General features: G+C 47.6%; 16 protein-coding genes. 7 read left to right on the top strand and 9 right to left on the bottom strand.

The annotated features are described in order from the left end of the window. Positions 1–235 precede the first annotated feature (235 nt). Complete coding sequence (gene fadR / locus ACVA53_RS07370; protein WP_255040060.1) at positions 236–1,087, top strand: fatty acid metabolism transcriptional regulator FadR; 852 nt, start codon at positions 236–238, stop codon at positions 1,085–1,087. Positions 1,088–1,226: 139 nt separating this feature from the next. Here the strand turns inward: fadR and ACVA53_RS07365 are convergent, their stop codons facing one another. The 3 genes from ACVA53_RS07365 to ACVA53_RS07355 are packed head-to-tail and all read right to left on the bottom strand — an operon-like array spanning position 1,227 to position 6,019. Further along, positions 1,227–2,756: a SpoVR family protein gene (locus ACVA53_RS07365; RefSeq protein WP_255040059.1), complete on the bottom strand. Its 1,530-nt coding sequence runs from the start codon at positions 2,754–2,756 to the stop codon at positions 1,227–1,229. A 23-nt stretch (positions 2,757–2,779) separates the two neighbouring features. Next, the gene (locus ACVA53_RS07360; protein ID WP_255040058.1) at positions 2,780–4,051 is read right to left on the bottom strand and encodes a YeaH/YhbH family protein; all 1,272 of its coding nucleotides are present in this window, start codon (positions 4,049–4,051) and stop codon (positions 2,780–2,782) included. 33 nt (positions 4,052–4,084) lie between these two features. Next, entirely contained in the window at positions 4,085–6,019 is a 1,935-nt protein-coding gene (locus ACVA53_RS07355) for a PrkA family serine protein kinase (RefSeq protein WP_255040057.1), read from the bottom strand. Positions 6,020–6,593: 574 nt separating this feature from the next. Here ACVA53_RS07355 and ACVA53_RS07350 point away from each other — a divergent pair. Next, positions 6,594–6,974, top strand: a complete 381-nt coding sequence (locus ACVA53_RS07350; RefSeq protein ID WP_446504814.1) for a VOC family protein — start codon at positions 6,594–6,596, stop codon at positions 6,972–6,974. A 130-nt stretch (positions 6,975–7,104) separates the two neighbouring features. Here ACVA53_RS07350 and ACVA53_RS07345 read toward each other — a convergent pair whose 3' ends face one another. Together ACVA53_RS07345 and gap are read right to left on the bottom strand one after the other, a co-directional pair. Next, a complete protein-coding gene (locus ACVA53_RS07345) occupies positions 7,105–7,980 on the bottom strand; it encodes a D-hexose-6-phosphate mutarotase (RefSeq protein WP_255040055.1) in 876 nt (291 codons plus the stop codon). Between the two features lie 361 nt (positions 7,981–8,341). Next, positions 8,342–9,337 (bottom strand): type I glyceraldehyde-3-phosphate dehydrogenase, encoded by a 996-nt coding sequence (gene gap / locus ACVA53_RS07340; RefSeq protein WP_255040054.1) that lies wholly within the window; start codon positions 9,335–9,337, stop codon positions 8,342–8,344. Positions 9,338–9,684: 347 nt separating this feature from the next. Between gap and msrB the strand changes: the two genes are divergently transcribed. After that, positions 9,685–10,098 (top strand): peptide-methionine (R)-S-oxide reductase MsrB, encoded by a 414-nt coding sequence (gene msrB / locus ACVA53_RS07335; RefSeq protein WP_255040053.1) that lies wholly within the window; start codon positions 9,685–9,687, stop codon positions 10,096–10,098. A gap of 98 nt (positions 10,099–10,196) precedes the next feature. On the opposite strand, the gene ACVA53_RS07330 is transcribed toward msrB, so the two are convergent. Then, entirely contained in the window at positions 10,197–11,009 is an 813-nt protein-coding gene (locus ACVA53_RS07330; RefSeq protein WP_446504813.1) for a DUF2989 domain-containing protein, read from the bottom strand. 196 nt (positions 11,010–11,205) lie between these two features. On the opposite strand from ACVA53_RS07330, the gene ACVA53_RS07325 reads away from it, so the two are divergent. Next, positions 11,206–11,514 carry a YeaC family protein gene (locus tag ACVA53_RS07325; RefSeq protein WP_255040050.1) on the top strand — a complete coding sequence of 103 codons (309 nt, stop codon included), beginning with the start codon at positions 11,206–11,208 and terminating at the stop codon, positions 11,512–11,514. A gap of 20 nt (positions 11,515–11,534) precedes the next feature. Here ACVA53_RS07325 and ACVA53_RS07320 read toward each other — a convergent pair whose 3' ends face one another. From ACVA53_RS07320 to sppA, 3 genes are all read right to left on the bottom strand, one after another. Beyond that, entirely contained in the window at positions 11,535–12,203 is a 669-nt protein-coding gene (locus ACVA53_RS07320; RefSeq protein WP_255040049.1) for a glutathione S-transferase family protein, read from the bottom strand. A 129-nt stretch (positions 12,204–12,332) separates the two neighbouring features. Continuing rightward, complete coding sequence (ansA, locus tag ACVA53_RS07315; protein ID WP_255040048.1) at positions 12,333–13,343, bottom strand: asparaginase; 1,011 nt, start codon at positions 13,341–13,343, stop codon at positions 12,333–12,335. An 89-nt stretch (positions 13,344–13,432) separates the two neighbouring features. Further along, the gene (gene sppA / locus ACVA53_RS07310) at positions 13,433–15,283 is read right to left on the bottom strand and encodes a signal peptide peptidase SppA (protein ID WP_255040047.1); all 1,851 of its coding nucleotides are present in this window, start codon (positions 15,281–15,283) and stop codon (positions 13,433–13,435) included. Positions 15,284–15,592: 309 nt separating this feature from the next. On the opposite strand from sppA, the gene ACVA53_RS07305 reads away from it, so the two are divergent. The 3 genes from ACVA53_RS07305 to selD all read left to right on the top strand — a co-directional run bounded on the left by ACVA53_RS07305 (position 15,593) and on the right by selD (position 19,563). Beyond that, positions 15,593–17,605: an NADPH-dependent 2,4-dienoyl-CoA reductase gene (locus tag ACVA53_RS07305; protein WP_446504812.1), complete on the top strand. Its 2,013-nt coding sequence runs from the start codon at positions 15,593–15,595 to the stop codon at positions 17,603–17,605. A 233-nt stretch (positions 17,606–17,838) separates the two neighbouring features. Next, positions 17,839–18,402: an NAD(P)H nitroreductase gene (locus ACVA53_RS07300; RefSeq protein WP_255040045.1), complete on the top strand. Its 564-nt coding sequence runs from the start codon at positions 17,839–17,841 to the stop codon at positions 18,400–18,402. A 120-nt stretch (positions 18,403–18,522) separates the two neighbouring features. Then, positions 18,523–19,563, top strand: a complete 1,041-nt coding sequence (gene selD, locus ACVA53_RS07295; RefSeq protein ID WP_255040044.1) for a selenide, water dikinase SelD — start codon at positions 18,523–18,525, stop codon at positions 19,561–19,563. The last annotated feature ends 2 nt before the right edge of the window (positions 19,564–19,565 follow it).

The raw sequence follows: 19,565 nt of genomic DNA, 5'->3' as shown, positions 1-19,565 counted from the left end.
ATATGCTTACAAATTTCGTTTTGCGTTGAGCTTCGTCAAATTTTGGTCCGACGAAACGGTGGGCCGAATGTTGCGTGGTATGGGTATGCTCAATGTATATCACTCACATGAGTGTGCATGGTTATAAATAGATAACAGAGATACTTCTTTTGGTAATTAGGTGGGCAATAAGTAAAGACTGGTGGTATGATGAGTTAATAAAAATAGAGCAAGAAGCAACTGGAAAACTGATCAGATGGTTATAAAGGCTGATAGCCCAGCAACATTTGCTGAGAAATATATTATTGAGAGTATCTGGAATAATCACTTCCCACAGGGCTCAATCCTTCCCGCAGAACGAGAATTGTCAGAACTAATTGGTGTTACACGGACGACTCTTCGTGAGGTATTGCAGCGTCTCGCTCGTGATGGTTGGCTGACAATTCAGCACGGTAAACCGACACGGGTGAATAACTACATGGACACCTCGGGACTGAGCATTCTCGATACCCTAATTACACTTGATGGCCAAGATGTTCAAGGCGTGATGGAAGATCTTCTTTCGGCGCGCACAGACATCAGCAGTGTATACATGCGCTATGCCATCAAGGGTAACCCGGAAGAATCTTCTACTTTGATTGATCATGTTATCGAAGAGTGTGAAGCCTTGTTGAAGGCTGATAGCTTCGCTGATTATATTGAACACAGTGAAGACAAAGCTGACTTGATGCAGGAAGTAAAAAAGATCGTCGATAAATACGGTAAAGACGATCCTGAGCTGTGCGAGGCTATTAGCCGCGCTCGTGCTTTCAATTACTTTGATTACCGCATGTTCCAAGGGTTGGCGACGAAATCAGGCAATACCCTGTATGTACTCACAATCAATGGTCTACGCAAAATTTATACCCGCGTCGGTGGTTACTACTTTATGTCGAGAGAAGCCTGTGAGCTTGCTCTAGAATTTTACAGAGACATGAAGTCATACTGTGAAAACAGTCAGCCTGAGATGGTTGCTGATCGTATCCGCAAATACGGCCGTGAGAGTGGGGCAATTTGGTACGCTAACCGTATTGAAATTGCTCGCTACCTGTACGAAGAAGAACAGTAAGCCAAGCGAATTACATTGTACAAAAGAAAAGGAGATGCCATGGCATCTCCTTTTTGTTTCTAAGTGTTAATAAGTATGTGGCGGCAACACGGTGTTTTTGGCGTTGTCGGTACAGGCTGACAGGCAATTTAATCTTCGGTCAGATCTCCGTATTGTACTGCGCGCGGTTTGGACAGGTTCCTAATATATGGGAACGGCCATCGGCGAGCTCTTCCTCCAGTGTGACGTCAAAGCCCCATAACCGGTGCATGTGTTTCAGAACCTCTTGGTGGCTGTCGGCTAACGGGATGCGATTATGCGGTACATAACGCAGGGTTAGCGAGCGGTCACCTTTCAGTGCGACATTCCATACTTGGATATTCGGCTCATTGTTGCTGAGGTTGTATTGTGACGAGAGCTTCTCCCGGATAGCCCGGTAACCTTCCTCATTGTGAATTGCACTGACTTCGACATAGTTATGTCGGTCGTCGTCATCGACGGCAAACAACTTGAAGTCACGCATCACTTTCGGTGACAGGAACTGACTGATAAAGCTTTCGTCTTTAAAGTTCTCCATTGCAAAGTGAAGAGTATCTAACCAATCTTTTCCTGCAATATCCGGGAACCAGTATTTATCTTCCTCGGTTGGATTTTCACAGATCCGGCGAATATCCTGGAACATCGCAAAGCCCAACGCGTAGGGGTTAATACCGCTGTAGTACGGGCTGTTGTAGTCCGGTTGCGCCACTACGTTGGTATGGCTGTGCAAAAACTCGATAATGAAGCGGTCGGTCACCAGGCCCTCATCATAAAGGTGATTGAGAATGGTGTAGTGCCAGAACGTTGCCCACCCCTCGTTCATCACCTGAGTCTGTTTTTGCGGGTAGAAATATTGGCTTACTTTGCGCACAATCCTGACTACCTCACGCTGCCATGGCTCCAATAAAGGGGCATGCTTTTCGATGAAGTAAAGGATATTCTCCTGCGGCTCCGCCGGGAATCGTATTTCTTCCGCTTCGATTTCTTCCTCATGGGTAACCGGAATGGTACGCCATAATGAATTGACCTGTGTTTGCAGGTAGTCTTCCCGGGCTTGCTGTCGTGCCTTTTCTTCGACCATAGAGATTTTCTGTGGTCGCTTGTAGCGGTCGACGCCGTAGTTCATTAACGCATGGCAGGAGTCCAACAGCCTTTCAACCTCATTCACGCCGTATTTTTCTTCACACTCGGTGATGTATTTACGGGCAAACAACAAGTAGTCGATGATGGAACTGGCATCTGTCCATGTCTTGAATAAATAATTCCCTTTAAAGAACGAGTTGTGGCCATAACACGCATGGGCCATAACGAGCGCCTGCATTGTGATGGTATTCTCTTCCATCAAATATGAAATACAGGGATCAGAGTTGATCACAATTTCATATGCAAGGCCCATTTGACCATGTTTATAGCCTCGCTCAGTTTCGATGAAGCGCTTACCAAAAGACCAGTGATGGTAGTTGATAGGCATACCAATACTGGAATAAGCATCCATCATTTGTTCGGCAGTGATGATCTCGATTTGGTTGGGATAGGCATCAAGCCGGTAGTGGTCGGCTACCCGCTTGATTTCCTTGTGGTACTGATCCAACAAATCGAATGTCCAATCTGGACCGTCACTGAGTGTCTTTGATTTAGCGACTGTCTCCATAGCACATCCCCCCTAAAGCGACGTTAACTGACTTGCTTTTTAAAAAGCTCCCGGAATACAGGGAAAATGTCTTCCACGCTCCTTATGTTCTGCATCGCAAAGTTACTGTGGCTGGCATGTAGCGCCTCATATTCCCGCCATAGTGTTTGGTGTGCCCGGCGTGTAATTTCGATGTATGAGTAGTAACGGGTTACTGGCAAGAGTTCCTTGTCCAATAGCTCACGGCAGCCCGGTGAATCATCTGCCCAATTATCCCCATCCGATGCTTGGGCCGCGTAGATGTTCCACTCGGCAGGGGAGTAGCGTTTCTTCACGATATCATTCATCAACCTCAGTGCACTCGACACTATGGTTCCCCCAGTCTCTTGAGAGTAGAAGAACTCATGTTCATCCACCTCTTTGGCCTGTGTGTGGTGGCGAATAAATACCACATCGACATTCTTATAGGTCCGGTTAAGGAACAGGTACAGCAAGATATAAAAGCGCTTGGCGATATCTTTGGTTGCCTGATCCATTGAACCTGAAACATCCATCAAACAGAACATAACCGCTTGGCTGCTAGGCTGTGGCCGACGTTCGTAGTTTTTGTAGCGTAGATCAAAGGTATCAATGAACGGTACGCTGCTAATTTTCTGACGTAGCCCCTGGATCTCATTTTTCACCCGCTCTTCCTCGAAAGGTTGGGCTGGTTCGGTATTCATTAACAGATCCAGTGTTTTCTCAAGCTCACGAAGCTGGCGACGCTTAGCGGCGGTCATTGCGGTACGTCGAGCCAGAGAATTCTGGAGCGATTTTACAATGGCAATATTGGCCGGTACGCCGGACGACTTGAAGCCCGAGCGAAACGTTTTCCATTCAACAATTTTGTTGAGCTGATTTTTCTCAAGGTTTGGCAGCTCTAAATCTTCAAAGAGTAAATCGAGATATTCGTCTTTGGAGATTTGGAACACGAATTCATCCTGGCCCTCACCATCGGGGCTGGCCTGTCCTTCACCGGCTCCACCTTGTCCGCCCCCTCCTTGGGGGCGTTCAATGCGGTCACCGGGGCTGAACTGGTCATTGCCCGGGTGGACAACTTCACGTTGTCCACCACGGCCTTGGTGAAAGCTTGGCTCGCGGATGTCACGGCTTGGAATAGAAATATCCTCACCGCTTTCCACATCGGTAATCGAGCGTTTATTTACCGCGTCAGCAATAGATTCTTTAATCTGTTGCTTGTGACGGCGCAGGAAACGCTGACGGTTTACCGTGCTTTTGTTTTTACCGTTGAGCCTGCGGTCTATAAAATGCGCCATAAGCTCTCCCCTTATTCATCCAAACCACTCAGTTTATGAAGACTTACGAACGCGTAGGTACCACTCAGAAAGTAGGCGGACCTGTTTGCGGGTATAGCCTTTCTCCATCATACGAGCAACGAAGTCGTCGTGTTTCTTCTGCTCATCCGTTGATGTTTTGGCATTGAATGAAATAACTGGAAGTAACTCTTCTGTGTTCGAGAACATTTTCTTCTCAATAACCGTGCGTAGCTTCTCGTAGCTGGTCCAGTTCGGATTCTTACCTGCGTTACTGGCACGGGCACGGAGCACGAAGTTGACGATTTCGTTTCGGAAATCTTTCGGGTTGCTGATCCCGGCAGGCTTCTCTATTTTCTCCAGTTCGTTGTTCAATGCCGAGCGGTCAAACAGCTGGCCAGTTTCTGGGTCTCGGTATTCCTGATCCTGGATCCAGAAGTCGGCATAGCTGACATAGCGGTCAAAGATATTCTGGCCGTACTCAGAGTACGACTCGAGGTAGGCGGTTTGAATTTCTTTACCGATAAACTCAACGTATTTCGGCGTTAGGTAGCCTTTAAGGAACTCAAGGTACTTTTCTGCCAGCTCTTGTGGGAACTGCTCACGCTCAATCTGTTGCTCAAGTACATAGAATAGGTGAACAGGGTTGGCCGCCACTTCAGAATGATCGAAGTTGAACACGCGAGATAGGATCTTGAATGCGAAACGGGTTGATAGTCCGGCCATCCCTTCATCGACACCGGCGTAGTCTCGGTATTCCTGATAAGACTTGGCTTTCGGGTCGGTATCTTTGAGTGTTTCGCCGTCATAGACTCGCATTTTCGAGTACAGACTCGAGTTCTCAGGCTCTTTCAGGCGAGAAAGCACTGTGAAGCGGGCCAGAATTTCCAGCGTGCTTGGCGAGCAAGGTGCTGCTGATAGTTCACTACTTTGCAGGAGTTTTTCGTAGATGCGAATTTCTTCTGAAACGCGTAAGCAATACGGAACCTTCACAATATAGACGCGGTCCAAGAAGGCTTCGTTGTTCTTGTTATTACGGAACGTCTGCCACTCGGATTCATTCGAGTGAGCCAAGATAATGCCGTCGAAAGGTAGGGCTGAAAGGCCTTCGGTACCGTTGTAGTTACCTTCCTGTGTTGCGGTTAGCAGCGGGTGAAGAACTTTCAATGGCGCCTTGAACATCTCGACGAATTCCATCAAGCCCTGGTTAGCCTTACACAGTGCACCTGAGTAGCTATAGGCATCTGGGTCGTCTTGGGCAAAATGTTCAAGTTGACGAATATCAACTTTACCCACCAGCGAGGAGATATCTTGGTTGTTTTCATCGCCTGGTTCAGTTTTGGCGATACCAACCTGATCAAGAATGGATGGACGTACTTTCACAACTTTGAATTTTGTAATATCGCCACCAAATTCATGCAGGCGCTTAGCAGCCCAAGGCGACATGATATTGTTGAGGTAGCGCTCTGGGATACCGTATTCTTTCTTGAGGATATCTCCATCTTCAGTTTTATCGAATAGACAGAATGGATGGTCGTTTACCGGGCTGCTCTCGCCATTGGCTGTCAGCACATAAACGGGTACCTTCTGCATTAGGCTTTTCAGTTTTTCAGCCAGTGATGATTTACCCCCACCGACAGGACCTAATAGATAGAGGATCTGTTTACGTTCTTCTAAGCCCTGCGCGGCATGTTTTAGATAGGAAACGATCTGCTCAATCGCTTCTTCCATGCCATAAAAATCTTCAAAGGTTTTATAGCGGGAAATTACACGGTTGGAGAAAAGGCGGCTCAAGCGCGGATCTTGAGCGGTGTCAATCATCTCGGGTTCGCCAATAGCCATCAACAGACGTTCTGCTGCGTTGACATAAGCGCTTCGATCGTTACGGCAGATCTCAAGGAACTCTTGCAATGAAAGCTCTTCATCCTTGGATTCTTCATAGCGTTGACGATAGTGGTCAAAAATACTCATGGTATGCCCCCTGAATCGTTCTTTAATCAATTAGAAAGGACGAAAACACAAATCTTTCACATCCCCCATATCTTAAGACTAGACCTAACTGATTAAAGTGCTTGACTGAGTTGTTGGTTTATAAACTAAATTTCCTTTTTCGATGTTCCTTACAAGCTGAATAAATTTTGCTCATTTGTTTACTATCCTCCTATAAATCAGGTTCTGCAAGAGGTCTTGTTTAAAAAAAATCACGAAAATGTTGATGTATTGTGACTCCCCATGCTTGTCAAAATAGACAGTCATAAATGATGAAATTTATTTCCAGAGCAGAGTTATTTACTGAATGTAAAGGTTTTCATCGCTCCCAACGGGTAACAAATGATGCTCTGGCTAGTGCATGATGGCTTTTTTGCAAAATCACTAATTTGCAAGGCTGATTTTTGCAAATACGCGGGAAATCAAAGTAATTATGTAATGATGTTTTGGTCTAGCTTGAGTGTCAAAAATTTGCGATCCGGAGTTATTTTGAGAGCTAAATCAAAAACTCTGGCTTAAGCTAAAAAAATGCCGATATTTGGGGGGAGCCTATTTAATGAGTATTTCTCGTGTTGATACTGTTTCGATCCCTGTGTCTGATCAAAGCCAGTCATTGACGTTTTATCGTGATGCACTGGGTTTCGAGCTGATACGTGATCACCAAGCAGATAAGCATAAGCGTTGGATCCAACTTGCACCGAAAGGAGCTGAGACCACGATCAGTTTGGTGATGCCCTTTGGAGGGATGAAAGCCGGATCTGTGCAGGGGCTGGTGGTGCAGACAGATGATATCCACTCGACGTATGATGAGCTTTCAAGCCGAGGTGTGTCATTATCAGAGATTGTAACTTTGATTGGGGGGCGTTTTGCGACCTTTGCCGATCCTGATGGCAATGGCTGGGTACTTATTGAGGCTAACTCGCAGATGCTAGCTTGATGTATCAGAGCAGCTTAAAGGGATTAAAGCCATTTGATCTCACGTTGGTGAGGATGAAAAGATACCTGACGGCAAACTGCCGTACAGGTATTCAATATGCTGATCTTACGCGGTAGCCCCGCAAAGGTTGTTAGCGTTTTACACTGACTTCCGTGGTAAGTGTATGCACTTCACCGGGCGCTAGGGTTATGCTCTGGCTGTTGTGGATGGTTGACTCAACACATACCATGGTTTCAAAGCTGTTGTTTGCCATATCCCCCATGCTTTCTGACAGCGCTTGCCACGGATTCCAGATCACCGCGGCATTGTGGCCGCTGTTAGTGACGGCAATTTTACGGCTATTACCGTCGTGGATCATTACCGTTGGCTCTGGTTGGGTATAGACACGATCCACTTCACCTTCAAAGCTCAGCTGCTCGCCGCCTTGGCAAATTTGACCGCCTTGGGTACTGTCAGCATACTCGTTGCCCATCTGGGTTACGTGGATATCATGGATATTTGCGACACTGAAATAAGTGTGCAGTGCACCTGAGAAGCTCCACGCCGTATCATCCGTATTGGTTGAGGTTAGCGAGACTTTTAGGGTTGTACCGATTTCGAAGGTCAGCACATTGTGGAACTTGTGCGGCCAGATAGCGCGGGTTGCTTCTGAGTCGGACAGCGTCAGGGCGACAATAACACCGCTGTCATTTTCACGGTGCTCCTGAAGAGTCCATTCACTGTTACGGGCGAAACCGTGTGATGGTGCTGCTGCTTTGCCAAACCAAGGCCAGCAGACAGGAATACCACCACGGATTGCCTTGGTGGTATCAAATTCAGCTTTTTCGCTCAGCCAAATAACGTCTTCTTCACCTTGTGGTTTAAACCAAATCAGGTGGCCACCATGAAGGGAAATCCCGGCTTCTGCTTGGGCATGGTTGATTCTTACTATCTTGATCCCTTGGTATTCACAGATGGTAACAGCATCCGATAAGGCTGCTACTGCTGGAAGAGTATTGAAATCCATCAGACTATCCTTTAGTTGTAGCAATGTATAAATAATTGCCACTTTGACGTGAAAGTAACAGTTATTTATATACTTCTTTTTATTTGAAAATTAACAATCCATGTTAAAACTTATTTGTTAAATATGTAATTATTTTTTAGCTGGTGTTTACTGCTTCTAAGCTGGGAGACACGAAGACCAAGCTTAATAAGTTGTTATCAAGGTTGAGTACCGTAATGAGTGACTCTGATGTCTAGCACTGAGATCTACGGCTGTAACCAGCAAATACTGATCAGATATTGATATCGGCTTTTGTATAAAGCCAGATACAAAAAAGGCGACACCGTAGCGTCGCCTTTTATTATCTAGCTAAAAGCTTACATTACTTAGAAATGTGAGCGATTAGGTCTAGAACTTTGTTTGAGTAACCGATTTCGTTGTCGTACCAAGATACAACTTTAACGAATTTGTCAGTCAGAGCAACACCAGCTTTAGCATCGAATACTGAAGTCTGAACTTCACCGATGAAGTCTTGAGAAACAACTTGATCTTCAGTGTAACCAAGAACGCCAGCCATTTCGCCTTCTGAAGCAGCTTTCATAGCAGCACAGATTTCGTCGTAAGAAGCAGCTTCTTTAAGGTTAACTGTTAGGTCAACTACAGAAACGTTAGCAGTTGGTACGCGGAAAGCCATACCAGTTAGCTTGCCGTTTAGTTCTGGAAGAACAACGCCTACAGCTTTAGCAGCACCAGTTGAAGATGGGATGATGTTCTGAGAAGCACCACGACCACCGCGCCAGTCTTTAGCAGAAGGACCGTCAACAGTCTTCTGAGTAGCAGTAGTAGCGTGAACAGTAGTCATAAGACCAGATTCGATGCCCCACTTGTCGTTAAGAACTTTAGCGATTGGCGCTAGGCAGTTCGTAGTACAAGAAGCGTTAGAAACGATGTCTTGACCAGCGTAAGAGTCTTGGTTAACACCCATAACGAACATTGGAGTTGCGTCTTTAGATGGACCAGTAAGAACTACTTTCTTCGCACCAGCTGTGATGTGCTGACGAGCAGTTTCGTCAGTTAGGAAAATACCTGTTGCTTCAGCAACAACGTCAACACCGATTGCATCCCACTTAAGGTCAGCTGGATTACGCTCTGCAGTTACGCGAACTGTTTTGCCGTTAACGATTAGGTTACCACCTTCAACTTCAACAGTACCGTTGAAGCGGCCGTGAGTTGAATCGTACTTAAGCATGTAAGCCATGTACTCAACGTCGATTAGGTCGTTGATACCAACAACTTCGATGTCGTTACGCTCTACAGAAGCACGGAAAACAAAACGTCCAATACGGCCAAAACCGTTAATACCTACTTTGATAGTCATTACAGTTGCTCCACAACTTAATTTCTAATGAAAGATAACTGGTAGTAAAATTACAGAATATAACGTGACCCTGCAAGTGAAAAACGAACTTAAATTGCGTGAGGTCAAAAAAAAGTTCGGATCTTTTTTACATTCCAACTACAACGCTGCAAATTCGTACAGATGTTGTATGAATATCAATCATTGCTGTTATTAACTTTTAATATCAACACGAAGCCCACCCAAAATATGCTTAAATGAGCAGTGAAGATGTAAAATCCTTTCGAGCAGAAAGTATGTGCCACAGTTGACGTAAATGGCAACCATTTTTCAGATAGATAACGTTAAAATTCAATGAAGGGAATGTAATGTCAGTTAAATCAGACTCTTATTGGCGTGATAAACTGTCGGAAGAGCAGTATCGCATCTGTCGGGAGCAAGGAACGGAGGCGCCTTTCTCGGGTAAGTTACTGCACAACCGTGAAACGGGTGTGTATAGCTGTACTTGTTGTCAGGCCCCATTGTTCCACTCGAGCAATAAATATGACTCCGGTTGTGGCTGGCCGAGTTTTGATGCGCCGGCTGAGCGTGATGTGATTCGATATATTGAAGATAACAGCCATGGGATGCACCGGATTGAGATCCGCTGTGCTCAGTGTGATAGCCACCTTGGCCATGTATTTCCAGATGGGCCAAAAACCACCGGGGAGCGGTATTGTGTTAATTCGGTATCTTTAATTTTTAAAAACGAGAATGAGGATCCCGAACAACAGGACGAGTAGCCGTTAGGCGGGTATTCATGCCTATGCTCATCGTGACGCCCTGCATTCTACACGGGGCGCCTTTGAGTAATGCCTAATAGCCTCTCTGCTGAATGGTGCTACTCGGCCATGCTGGCGTTGAAGTCACCGTCATAAAGTGCTCGGGCTATCATCTCTGCCTGGCCATTCAATTCATTACGTCGCTCGTCGCTCATCGGATAGAACGCATTTAATTTGTCTTGTTTGGCAACCGGCATCGCTAACGCTTCACCGACTTTGGCCCAAAGGTAGGCTTGTTCCCTAGCGCCTTGTTGATGGGATAACGTGGCCAGGCCTTGGAGGATTTCTGGTTTTATCTTCGGCTTACGAGCATAGAGCTCAAGCGCTCGCTTGAGTAGGCCAATGGTTTTCTCCTGATCCTTCGATGTATAGAAGGTGGCTAGTGCCAATTGCATCTCTGGCGTTTCCATTGCTGAAGATCCTTCGAGTCTCAAGAATTTCCGCAACGCCTCTTTATTTCCTTGGCTCCAGCGAAAATAGAGGATCTCAGGATCGTTCGATGTGGCAAGCTCAGTGTTGAGTCGGTCGATCGAGGCGTAAGCACTGAGCATTGCTTGGGTGCGGTGGGTTTTACGCTCTTTCAATTCCGTAGGCTCGATACGGGCGGCATATTCCAGGCACTTTTGGTAATCGTAGGTGTATTGCAGTTCTTTGAATTTATTTTTGTCGGTTGGATCTTTTTGCACATCGTATCGCTGCCAAATGAGGCTGACCCGTTGCAGGCGACACTGGCCATCATTGAGGTTGGTATCGGCACAAAGCTGTGGCTCGGCCTGACATAAGCTGTCTGTCGAGCGGTGGCGTTCAAAGCAGCCACTAAGGAGTACAGTACTGGCCAGCAGTAGGGTAAGTTTTAATGTGGCTTTTCTCATTATAGTTTTCAAGGACTTCGGCAAAGGTGGCTTTAATTTACGAGTTTATCAAAAAAGAGATAAAAGATTGCGGCGGGCCGCTGGTTTTCAGCAGTGTGATCCCCCAAGCAGTTTATCGACGTATCCTTGGCGAGCTTTAATAGAAACTGTTATTACTGCGGGCAACAACAATATTAAATGGAAAAAGTGAAACGCAATGGATCTTGAAACTTTGCTTAATGCTATGACCCCAGAGGTTTACCAACGGCTAGCCACTGCGGTTGAAATTGGTAAGTGGCCAGACGGTAGCTCCCTGACTCCTGAACAGCGTGACTCTTCAATGCAAGCGGTAATGTTATATCAGTCGCGTCATAATGCCGATGCTGCCCACATGACGGTTGAGAAAGGGGGAGAGATAAAATTTAAATCGAAGGCAGAGCTGAAAAAGGAATTTGCAGGCGACAATGCCTCAACCGCTGAAATGACGGCAGATGATATTGTTCGTTTTGACCACGACGAACTTTGAGGTGTCGCTACCAAGCTACACTATTTGATGCTAGCGAGTACCACGGGCGGGCAATAGAAGCCAGATAGCTCGTGGTCTTCTTCGCCAACCAGATTAGCAACCCAAGGCTCTTGCTCAATACGTGAGAGGTAGCTATCTAAGCGCGGGTAATGCGAAAATCTCAGCCCTGCCATCCAGCCACTTCGTAGTACGCTCCACAAGCTTATTTCAGCCATCGACAAGTGCTCACCGATGTAATCCTGTTCTGGCAGTTGCTCTTCTAGGTATTGTATGGCTCTTGGTAGGTGGATTTCGAGACATTGCTCAACGGCTTCTTCATCGACATCTTTATCGAGCATCTTTCCCCTGAGTATTTTTTGGTAGAACAGCACTCCGCCAATGAGCGAGGTAAGGCGGGTATCGGCGTACTCTTCCAACCAACGGATTTTGGCTCTGGTGATGGCATCTCCGGGGTACAACGGCGGAATAGGGTATTGGTCATCTAGGTAATGGGCAATAACCGTGGAGTCCATGATGCTGTGTTGCTCAACGTCCAATATGGGGACTTTTCCCAGCGGATGGCGCTTTTGGGCCAGTTCTTTTTCGACATAGGGATTGAGGGGCTGCAGCTCATAGGTGATCCCTTTATAAGCAAGGGCCAGCATGATTTTTCTGACAAAAGGTGAAATCGAGGAACCATGTAGGATCATAATGTACGTACGGCCTTTCACTGACAGGAATAGTCAAAGTGTAGCCGAGTTGCTGTTTATGCGGGAAGAACTAGAAAAAACGGCAGCCAATGGTTGCCGTTTATATTCATCTTGCCGCGATATTGAGGATTAGAGCGTTAGCTCGCCTCGTAAATCTTGTTGCATTAGACTGCGTACGTTTTCTACTGGTAGATTTTGGCTCAGAAGGAAATGTAGCTTGGCCAGTGCGGCTTCTGGTGTCATGTCATATCCACTGAGGACACCGGCATCGGCAAGGGCACAGCCTGTTGCATAGCCGCCCATATTGACCTTGCCTGACAGACATTGGGTAAGGTTCATCACGATAACACCACGCTCGCTCGCTTCTTTTAGCTGATCCAGCAATTCTTTGTTTTGCGGGGCATTACCTACACCAAATGTCAGTAGGATCATGGCATTGACTGGTTGGCGGAGGGTATTGCGGATCACCTCTGGTGAGATCCCCGGATACATGGTGATCACGCCAATCGGTTGAGGTGTGATGTTATGAACCTTGAATGGCCCATCTGGCTGCTTGTCGATTTCAACATTATTGGTTTGAATGTTGATACCCGCTTCCAGCAACGGTGGTAGGTTAGGTGAAATAAAGGCACCGAATCCGTCAGCGTGGGCTTTCGTACTGCGGTTACCGCGGATCAGTTTGTTATTGAAGAACACAGTAACTTCATTGATCGGGTAGTTTGCCGCGACGTGAAGGGCGTTGAGCAGGTTGCTCTGGCCGTCAGAGCGCAGCTCCGCAAGCGGAATTTGCGATCCGGTGACAATCACTGGCTTGTCGAGGTTTTCGAACATGAAAGACAAGGCTGAGGCGGTGTATGCCATGGTATCCGTACCATGCAAGATCACAAAACCGTCGTACTTGTCGTAGTTCGCTTTAATATCATCAGCAATGCGCTGCCAATCCGCTGGCGTCATATCCGACGAGTCGATAAGGGGATCGTATTCGTGGATGGTGAACTTTGGCATTTCTGCACGATGGAATTCTGGCATGCTTTCCAGTTGCTGTTCCATAAAACCAGCAATGGGTACGTAGCCATGGTCTGACTTCTGCATACCAATTGTGCCGCCAGTGTAGGCGATGTAAATGTGTTTTCTTTCCATATGAAGGTACAGAATTATCGGTTTGGTGGGCGCATTATACGGTGTATGTAGCGTAAAAAAAGCCCGGTGACGCCGGGCTGATCTCACTTTTATAGTTCTGGGCAGTTTACGCAGAAGGAATATTGCCCTTTTGGATCGTTGAAGTTACCAAGGGTGGAGAGATCTGTTACTACTTTTTGTGTGACAGGTTGCATTGCTTCAGGCAGCTCACCCCACACCAGTTGGTGGAAGAATACCTTAACTTCAGAGCTGAATTGCTGTATGAACATCTCTGCAGTACTCAATGGCTTGGCCATCCAACGAACCTCGTAGTCGTCCCCTAGCGTCGCCAGTTCAGCGGCACTGGCGATGGCATCATCAAAGTCTCCAAGCTCGTCAACTAAGCCAAGGGCAAGGGCATCTTTACCTGTCCACACTCGACCTTGTGCAACGCTATCTGCTTGCTCAAGAGTCATATCGCGGTATTGGCTAACCAAACCGATGAAACGCTGGTAGCCATTTTCGATACCAAGCTGGAAGATGTCAGCAATGCCCTGCGGTAACTCGCGGGTAACCCCGACGCCCGAGAATGGGGTCGTGCCAACACCATCGCTGTAGATCCCCATTTTTTCCAATCCTTTCTCGAAAGTGGTCAGGATGGCAAAAATGCCGATCGAACCGGTGATCGTGGTTGGTTGGGCCATGATTTTGTCAGCAGAGGCCGAAATCCAGTAACCACCAGATGCTGCGACACTCGACATCGAGACCACAACAGGTTTGCCAGCCGCTTTTAGTGCATCAACTTCGTTGCGGATCACTTCCGAGGCAAAGGCACTGCCTCCTGGGCTATCGACACGAAGAATTACAGATTTAACCTTGTCATCAAGGCGGGCTTCACGCAGCAGGGCTGCCGTAGTGTCACCACCGACGTTGCCTCTCTGTTGGGTGCCATCCATGATGGCACCACTGGCTACCACAACAGCAATTTGGTTGTCGCTCGGCAGCTGGATATCACCAATTGTAGGCTGGTAATCGTAGTAACTGATCTGATTGAAGCTGTGGTCGTCGTTTTCGCCAAAGGCGTTGACGAGTTGCTGGCGAAGCTGCGGACGGTTGACGAGTTCATCGATTAAGCCCATTTTTTTGCTTAGTTGAGCAAAGTCACCGTCGACACTTTTCAGCTCGGTTACAAACTGATCAAGTTCAGGTGTCAGTGTGCTGGCTTCAATCTGGCGGTTACTGGCAACGTCAGAAGTGTAAGCGCCCCAAAGCTGGTTGAGCCATGCGGTGTTTGCCTCTCGGGCTTCGTCAGACATGCCGTCCAAAGTGTAAGGTTCGACAAAGGATTTGTAGGTGCCAACACGGAAGACATGGGTATTGACGTCCAGTTTCTCGAACAGAGTCTTGTAGTAAAGGGTATAGCTGCCGTAACCGGTTAACATCACACCGCCATCAGGTGACATGAAAACTTTATCGGCGAAGCTCGACAGGTAGTACTGGCTTTGCTTGTAATGATCGCCAATGGCATAAACCGGTTTGCCTGATTGCTTGAACTCCTTTAGCGCCTTGGCGATATAGCGGAGTTTGGTCAGGTTAGTCTCTTGCATATCACGGAGATTGAGGACCAGTCCAGTAATACGCTCGTCAGTGGCTGCGGTACGCAGGGTGTCGACAATGTCGAATAACACGTTTTCTTGTGTCTGCTCATTACCAAAGGCACTGCTGGTGAGGCTATCTAACGGGCTTGTATTGGTACGCTGTTCGACGATCGGCCCTGAAAGGTCTAAGACTAATGCTGCCTGCTCCGGTAACTCTGGTTCTTTACCGCTTTCGGTAAAGGCAAAGAAAAGCGCACCGATGATAATGAGGAAAAGTAGGTTGATGATCAGCTGACGAGTAAAGCTGATTAGTTTCCATACCCAACGGAAGAGTTTTCCAATTCCTTTAAAGATCACTTTCATGAAGGTTCCTGATTTTTCGCAATGGCCTTTGGCCTGCTTGTTTCGCAATTTATATAAGATTGGACGTAATAATAATGGTTTAGTTCTATGCTAACCGAGTAATCAAGTAATTACAGTAATTAATCGTATTGGGTGAACCGTTTAGCTAAACAAATGCAGGATAGTTATCGATCAATATGTCGATGCATTATTCTTACGAATAGTTAGATCCAAATCAATATATTGTTGCGTTTATGTAAACGATTGTTTGAAATATGTTTGCCTGATTCGTATACTGGTCAGACCATAACTATATAAAGAATGGAAGCCATGGACGATAAATCTTACCCTCATCTGTTAGCGCCGCTAGAACTTGGTTTCACTCAATTGCGTAATCGTGTGTTGATGGGATCGATGCATACTGGCCTGGAAGAATCCCGCGATGGATTCAAAAAACTAGCTGCTTTCTACGCTGCCAGGGCCAAGGGCGGTGTCGGGCTCATTGTTACCGGCGGTTTCTCTCCGAATTTTCGCGGTCGTCTTCACCCGCTAAGTGCCGAGTTCAGTTCGGGTCGCGCCGCCAGGGCGCACCGGGTGATCACCGATGCCGTGCATCAAGAGGGTGGGAAAATAGCCTTGCAATTGCTCCATGCCGGTCGTTATGCCATGCATCCTTTTGCCGTCAGTGCGTCGGCAATTAAGGCGCCTATTTCAAAATTTACGCCCAAGGAAATGAGTACCCGACAAATTAAAAAAACCATAGAGGCCTTTGCCCGCAGTTCAGAGCTGGCTCGAGAGGCGGGGTATGACGGGGTTGAGTTGATGGGGTCGGAAGGGTACCTAGTCAACCAGTTTATCTGTAAGCGTTCGAACCATCGCTATGATGAGTGGGGCGGGAGTTATGAAAACCGCATGCGTTTCCCGCTTGAATTGGTCAAAGCGGTTCGCGCCCGGGTTGGCCGTGACTTCATCATTGTTTTCCGCTTGTCGATGCTCGATTTGGTCGAGCAGGGCAGTACCCATGAAGAAGTGGTGTTGCTTGCTAAGCAACTAGAACAAGCTGGTGTAACGATCCTTAATACCGGGATTGGCTGGCACGAGGCAAGGATCCCAACTATTGCTACCCAAGTGCCAAGAGCGGCCTTCGCGTGGGTGACAGAAAAGCTTAAGTCTGAAATTTCGATTCCTTTGGTGACCTGTAACCGGATTAATACTCCGCAGGTGGCCGAAGACATTTTATCTAGTAACCAAGCCGATATGGTGTCGATGGCTAGGCCGTTCCTTGCTGATCCGGATTTTGTGGTGAAAGCTGAACAAGACAGGGCAGATGACATCAACACTTGTATTGGTTGCAATCAAGCCTGTTTGGATCACGTGTTTGTTGGTAAGCGGGCCAGTTGTTTGGTTAACCCGCAGGCGTGCTACGAAACGGAATTGGTATTGTCTCCGACAGCGAGTCAGCGACGTATTGCGATTGTCGGAGCAGGGCCTGCTGGCATGGCGACGGCAGTTGCTGCTGCCGAACGGGGCTTTGACGTCGACTTGTTCGAGAAGAATGATCACCTTGGCGGACAGTTCAATCTTGCGATGCAGATCCCGGGTAAGGAAGAATTCAAGGAAACAATCCGTTACTTCAGTCGTCGTCTTGAGCAAACTGGCGTGAATGTGAAGTTAGGGCAAGCGGCTTCGGTTGATGAACTGAGCGGATATGATGAAGTAATTGTCGCGACAGGTGTTCAACCACGCCGTCCTCCTATTCCGGGTATTGACCATGAGAAGGTGATTGATTACCAAACCCTGATCCGAGACAAGGTAGAGTTGGGTTCGCGAGTGGCTGTGATTGGTGCTGGTGGGATCGGTGTTGATGTGTCTACGATGCTGACAGAGCCTGAGCACCAAAACTTGGACGACTGGCTGAAAGACTGGGGAATTGACAAGTCGATTGAGCATGCTGGTGGTTTGTATCCCCATGAAGAGTATGTAAGCCAGCGACAGGTGTGGTTGATGCAGCGTCGTCCGGGCAAAATGGGTAAAGGGCCGGGTAAAACCACGGGTTGGATCCACAAGAAAGTGTTGGAAAAGCGCGGGGTTGAGCTGCTCAGTGGGGTGGGCTACGAGAAGGTTGATGATGAAGGGTTGCACATTACTGTCGAAGGCCAATCGCGGGTATTGGATGCCGATCATATTGTACTGTGTGCTGGGCAGACGTCTGTCGATGAGCTCTCTGATGCGCTCAAGGCCAAGAACATCAATGTCCATGTGATTGGTGGCGCTGATGTCGCTGGTGAGGTTGACGCCAAACGGGTGATCCGCCAAGGTGTTGAGCTGGCAGCGAAGTTGTAGGAACCCGTTTGGCAAGAGCGGCCATAGGCTCGGGGCAATAGGAACAGCAAAAGAAGTTGGGTACCGAGAAAAGCGTACCCAGCGCTTTTTCTGAAATGTACAAATTGCATTGACACTCGTACAGATCCCCCCTTTGTTGTCTTGAGTGCCAATAGCCCATTCATTCTTAATGGATTTAGTTTGAACAAACTATGCTACCGTCTATTGTGACTACTGATTTTTACGAGGTTGTTATGGACGCACTTACCTTATTGCTCAACCGTCGGTCGCTGCCCAAAATGGTGGCACCCGCGCCACAGGGAGAAGCATTGGACGCCATTCTCCGTGCAGGACTGCGAGCACCGGACCATGCCGGTCTGACGCCTTGGCGGTTCATTGTGTCTCATGAGGGTGGTGTTCAAGGCGACAGTCGACAAAAGCTTGCCGATATCTTTGTTGAAGCCGCGAATAGTGAGGGGGCTGATGAACTTACCTTGCAAAAAGCGAGTAAAGCCCCTTTCAGAGCACCGATGGTCATAACGGTAGTTGCTAAAGTCTCTGAGCATGACAAGGTGCCAGTGATTGAACAGCATTTATCGGCAGGATGCGCGGTACAGGCGATGCAACTAGCGGCGGTCGCTCAGGGCTTTGCCGGATTTTGGCGTACCGGTAAATGGGCCTATCATGCTGTTGTGAGGCAGGCTTTGGGGGTACAGGGTGATGATATGATTGTCGGTTTTCTGTACCTGGGGACCCCGGGATGCCGTGATGCTAAAGCGCCGGGGCGGGATCTCAGCCAATTTGTTGAATACCTATAGCCGCTATTATATTGATTGAAAGGGGAAGCCAATAGGTTTCCCCTTTTTGATCCAGGTTGATGACAGGATCTGGCAGCAGGAGTAGAATTTATTGCTCTTGTCAATTTACCGGAGCGTGTCATGGAAAGTGTTCGCCTAACCCAATACAGCCACGGAGCAGGATGTGGTTGTAAAATATCTCCTCAAGTTCTTGATACTATTCTACGAACGCAGTTCGCTCCGTTTGCCGACCCTAATCTGCTAGTGGGTAATGAAAGTAAGGATGATGCCGCGGTATACGATCTCGGCAATGGTACGGCAGTGGTCAGTACCACGGACTTCTTTATGCCTATCGTTGATGATCCGTATGACTTTGGCCGTATTGCGGCAACCAATGCAATTAGCGATATCTACGCCATGGGCGGTAAACCTATCATGGCTATTGCTATCCTTGGTTGGCCGATCAATGTATTGGCGCCAGAAATTGCTCAGCAGGTGATTGAAGGTGGGCGTGCCGTTTGCCGTGAAGCAGGAATTTCATTGGCGGGCGGCCATTCGATTGATGCACCGGAGCCTATTTTCGGCTTGGCGGTAACCGGTATTGTCGATACTGATCGCGTCAAGCGTAACAACCAAGCGGAAGCGGGCTGTCAGCTTTATTTGACCAAGCCACTTGGTATTGGTGTGCTGACAACCGCAGAGAAAAAATCCAAGTTGCTTGATGAACACCGTGGTTTGGCTCGTGACTGGATGTGTCAATTGAACAAACCCGGTGTTGATTTTGCTAACGTAGAAGGCGTGAAAGCCATGACTGACGTGACTGGCTTTGGCTTGATGGGGCACCTCAATGAAATTTGTGAAGGTAGCGGTCTGAAAGCCAAGCTTGATTTTGCACAGGTACCGAGCCTTCCGGGCGTATTTGATTATATTGAGCAAGGCTGTGTACCAGGTGGCACCGGGCGCAATTTTGCTAGTTACGGCCACCGTTTGGGGGGGATGACCGATCAGCAAAAAGCCTTGCTTTGCGATCCCCAGACATCTGGTGGTCTGCTATTAGCTGTCGCACCTAATGCGGAGGCCGAGGTCAAAGCCTTGGCACAGCAACATGACATTGAACTCAATGCTATTGGCGAGCTGGTTGCAGCTGCAGCCGATGACACTGTACTGATTGAGATTTGCTAAGT

It is taken from the genome of Photobacterium sp. DNB23_23_1, assembly GCF_052873815.1.
This window is presented reverse-complemented; position numbering and strand designations above follow the sequence as displayed.